The 4478-nt window shown below is 56.7% G+C and carries 1 protein-coding gene; it reads left to right on the top strand.

What is annotated here, in order from left to right:
* Positions 1-189: 189 nt before the first annotated feature.
* The coding region (locus M0974_RS22250) for a hypothetical protein (RefSeq protein WP_297841822.1) at positions 190-4478 on the top strand (4289 nt) is incomplete at its 3' end.

Below are 4478 nucleotides of genomic sequence, written 5' to 3' on the forward strand. Positions count from 1 at the left end.
GCGGCAATGACAGCGCCCGATCTGCGAGCCAATGACTTGGGTCTCTGTGCGCGGTGGCTCTGGTGGTATGTGGCGGCCGTGCGGCAACCGGTCGATCCCGAGGCGGCTTGGGCCTCCTTCCGAACGCTTTGGGACGAAGTGTGTGAAAACCACGACTGGGCTGCAGCTTTTGCGAAGCGTGGCTACGACATGCTCTTTGCGGTCGAAGGGCTAGACAGGCTGCTCGATCCCAACCCTTGGCAATCGAACGGTCAGTTCCTGGCTGAAGTTGACAAGAACCGGAACCACCGCATCGCTCTGGCACGCTTAGTTTGCAAGGACGACTTCTTCCGAAGCGCAAGACCGGCCACGAACAGTGACCACATAGCACGGCGGACGCGGCTGATAGCCCGCAAAGCTCGGCGTTTGGCTGGTGATGGGCCCGTGCCCCCGGCGGTGACGCCGCAAAGCGAACGTAGGGTGACCGCCATCGAGTGGCTGTGTCTGGCAGGTACGGCTTTGATGAGCGCGGTGGTTGATCGACCGTTAGCTGCACTTCAAGACCGCGAACTTATTCGGCTTGATGAGCTAGGGCTTGCACATGGCGTCATTGAGCAGTTGAGGGAGAATGACAGCGATGTGAGGGCTCGTTCCGAGGCTGGTCTGGCTATCGATTTTGTCGTGAGAAGCGCACCTCCTCAAGAGCGACTGAGCGTATTGTCCAAATTCCGAGGCCTGCTTTCGAGCCTCGGCAATGACCAGAAACGGAGGCTGATTCCGCACCTGCCTGTCCTCAATCATCAGACCGCCTCGTTCTATGAGATCGACGAAGAGCAGGGAACTGGCGGCAGGTATCTGTACCGTTGCGCTCTGCTCGAGGCGGCGCAAGACAGGAGTGAAGTGACGTCCCAATTCGTACAGGCGGCACTGCGCTCAGGGCCCTCAAGCGTCACTGACACAATACAAGTCAGCTTCCAGTTGGAAGGAACCGAAACCTCCACGGTCTGCTGGGGCACGAGCCTGGCCCCTCAGGCGTGGGACGACTTGGTTGCACTAGGAAAAACGGGGCCAGAAGCCCGAACCCATTTAGCGGCACGCCTGTTCCTAGCGCTCCTCTCCATGCACCGATTGCAGGTGGACGAGAAAGGGAAAACGACCTATGTTCCGTTCTTGCCTCAGTTGTTCCGCGAAGGTGAGGGAGAGCAGACGACGCTCCACTTGGTAGCCGACCCCGTCCCGCGCAATCTGTTGGGAGTAAGCGCTTGGTACCACGACCGTGATGAAAGAGTTCAGTCGGAGAACGTACCGCTGGCTGATGCAGATCTTTGGCGCGTAGGTTGGGCTGTCGCCGATGTATTAGGTATGGCCGCTGATATGGCGGGTGAAACCGGCGCGCGCGACGAGCTACTCGACGAAAGCGAGGAGTTTGATGACGAAGCGTATGCCAAGCAGGCACTGGAAGGCTATGTGCTGCGACAGCAACTGCGCAAGCTGCAGGGGAGCTACCTATCCGGGGCGCCGACCGCCGTTGTAAGCGACACGGCCTTTTCGTTGCCAGGCACAGTTAAGCGGGCGCTGAACTTGTTGCTGGACTTCCCTGCGGACCAAGGGCTGGACGCGCAGGTGCGCTATGCGGTTCTGGTGGAGGCCGAGACCCGGGCCATGGCCATGCGGATGCAAGCGCGCAGCGGCGATGACTTGCGACACGTTCTGCATCGCACGTTCCCGGATGCGTTGAACCGGCTGCCATTATGGGCTCTGCAGGGACTTGAGTTGCGTCGCCCAGCGAGTCAACCAAGCGAATTGCGTCCAGATTTGGCACTAATGTTGGCCCTGTACCGAGCACTATATCCAGAATCGGCGGAAACCGAAATAGACAGGACGGCGTCATCACTGCGCATGGCACTAGCGCTGGCCGCCGTCGGTGTAGGCCTGCGCGGCAGCGTAGCAGCGCTTTGGGGATACGCTGCTGATCTCGGATCGCGCCGCATGGAAGAAAACCTGAGCCTGCCGACGAAATGGGCAATGCCCGATATGGCCCGTCTCGATCCTCAGGGCGATTACAAGGCCATGCGGAAGCTGTTGTTCGATGGCAATTGGCCGGAACTGAGCAAGGCTAGTCCCTGGAAATGGATGTTGGCCTTGATAGGTCTGTTGAATACCAGTTTTGCTCAGGCTTTCGATCTTCCGTCGTTGGAAGCCCTCTACAAAACCCTCAGTGCCTGGCAAACCACCTCTGCCAGCACCGATGACTCTGACCCAGCGCATGAGCCTTGGCCCTTCGACGCTTTGCCTAGATTTACGCTGCAGCAATGCGAGAATTTGATGCAAGCACTGCCAGCGGCGATGTGCGACCTCGATCGGAAGCGGGGTATGCGCGTGGTGTGCGTTCAAGGACGGACGTTTGGTCGTAGCCGGGACACCAACGAGTTTAGGGACGCTATCGGAGCCGGCTGGCAAATGACCAAGCCGCAATACACCAGTCTTTACGCCAACTCGCTGGAAGAGCACCGTCCGTTTGATGGCAACCGGATAGTCAAAGTCTGGACTGAGACACGCCGCATTACTGACAATGATCTGCTTGCGGTGCATACACTAGACAACAAGCTCGGGAAATGGCTGCCATCTCAACCTGTGGCAGTCGAAGCAATTCCAGTAGGCGAGGCGGTTTCCTTGCAACCAGTTCGCCAGCAAGATTTTCAGGCGCTGGTAGATAACGTAGCCGAAATCCCTGAAGGACAAGCGGATTCTCGGCTAACGCCGGTAGAAGAGCAGCTTTCAGCCACTCAGCAAAATGACGCGATGCCCAATGACGGCGCGACCCAGCCTAGATCCGGCGGGACGGATGTCGTAGAGGCGGGCACGAGAGAACCAATGCCGTCAACAGGTGGAAACGATTCGTCGATGCATATGGATCGTGCAGCCGGCGATTCGACGATGCCCCTGGATACTCAAGAAGAGCGCGATGTGTCCCCGAAAGCTAGTAAGTCGGATCACGAAACTTCAACCGTGCCGCTTCTCGATAGGTTGAGCGAGTGGCAAAGTGAGTCATGGAAAAATCGTCTTGGAGGCGAAACTAGCCACGACCAGGAAGCACGTATAAGTTCCCACTTTCGCGTCGCGTTATTCCAATGTCGCGTAGAGGAAAGTTACAGTCATCCGATAGCCGAAGTCGGGTTAGGTGGTTTGCCTTTAGGCAAGTCGTCGCAAGAGGCACTCCGTGCCCATCTTGAGGACAAGGGCCAGTTTAAAGATTTGAGCAAGGCGGCCCAGCGACGTTCTGAATTTCGTTGGCAAGATGAGCGGCGAGTTATCTCGTGGCCCGAGCATAGGCGCCGTACACTTTTACGCCAAGCGCTGAGGGCGTGTCGAGACCTCAAAGTGCAACTTCTCGTCTTGCCTGAGGTATCTGTACGACCGGATACGGTCGCGTGGTTGAAGGAGCAGCTTCGAAATTATCCTGGATTGGCCGTGCTGGCGGGCACCTATCGTCAGTTCGAGGAAGTCGATAGTAGCAATCACTTGACGGAGAAACTGACCCTGTTATGGCAGCCAGACAGCGCTTTGAAAGTGCCGTTTGGATTAGAAGGCGACAAGGGAGTAATTGAACTGCAGCGCGGCAAGAAGTACCGGGCCGTAGCAGCTCATGAACTGTTCCGGCCTGATGCCAAGACGTTGGAACCACTGTACACCGAAGAAAAGATTGTAGAGGCCTTACGCGGCATCCGAAGTCGCGCGAAGAAGGGTGAATGGTCACCGGACCAGCTGATTCCGTTGCTTGGGGCGTTGATCCATGGTCCTCAGAAGCTGCGGTACTGCATGGAACTAATTTGCTCTGAGCTATTCATGCTGACAAGTCCGGCCAACCACTCGCCGTTAGAGCAAGAATTGGCCAAGATGCTGCAACTGTTTGGGGGAAATCCTTCAGACGCTAAAGAGCTTGTCAACGCGGACATTAGTGCACTTGGCGAACTACTGACTTCCGCTCAGCGAAATCGTGAGAGGCGATCCGTGCTGCTAGTTCCTGCCTTTACAAGCCGCAGCAACGATTATTGGCATGCCGGCCAGGCCAGCGTCCTAGCATCGGGTACAGCTACTGTATTTTGCAATGCGGCCAACAAGAAGCTTGGCGTCGGGGGTAGTTGTTTTATCGGTATTGACTCTGTCAGCCAGGTGAAACCTGAACACTTCGGCACCGTACGCCTGTTGACACCTTACCACGGGTGGAGCAAAGGAATCCTGCAGCCTGATTGCAAAGGGGCTCTGTCTGCAACTGATCAGGCCTTGGTGGTTGTAGATATTGATCCTGTTCACGTCGTTAGTGGCAAGCCTCGACCGCAATTGCTTCCCGAACCTATGTTGCTTGTGGCGTATCTACCTATAGTAGAAGTGATTGACAAGATGAGGAATGCAAAGGGACTGGTGAGTGCGCTGGGCGACGAATTGACTACCGATGGGGGCAAGCGGTTGCATGAGATGTTGACGAATGAAGTCTTTCC

Origin of the sequence: Pseudomonas sp., assembly GCF_026224925.1 — a bacterium.
Lineage (GTDB): Bacteria > Pseudomonadota > Gammaproteobacteria > Pseudomonadales > Pseudomonadaceae > Aquipseudomonas.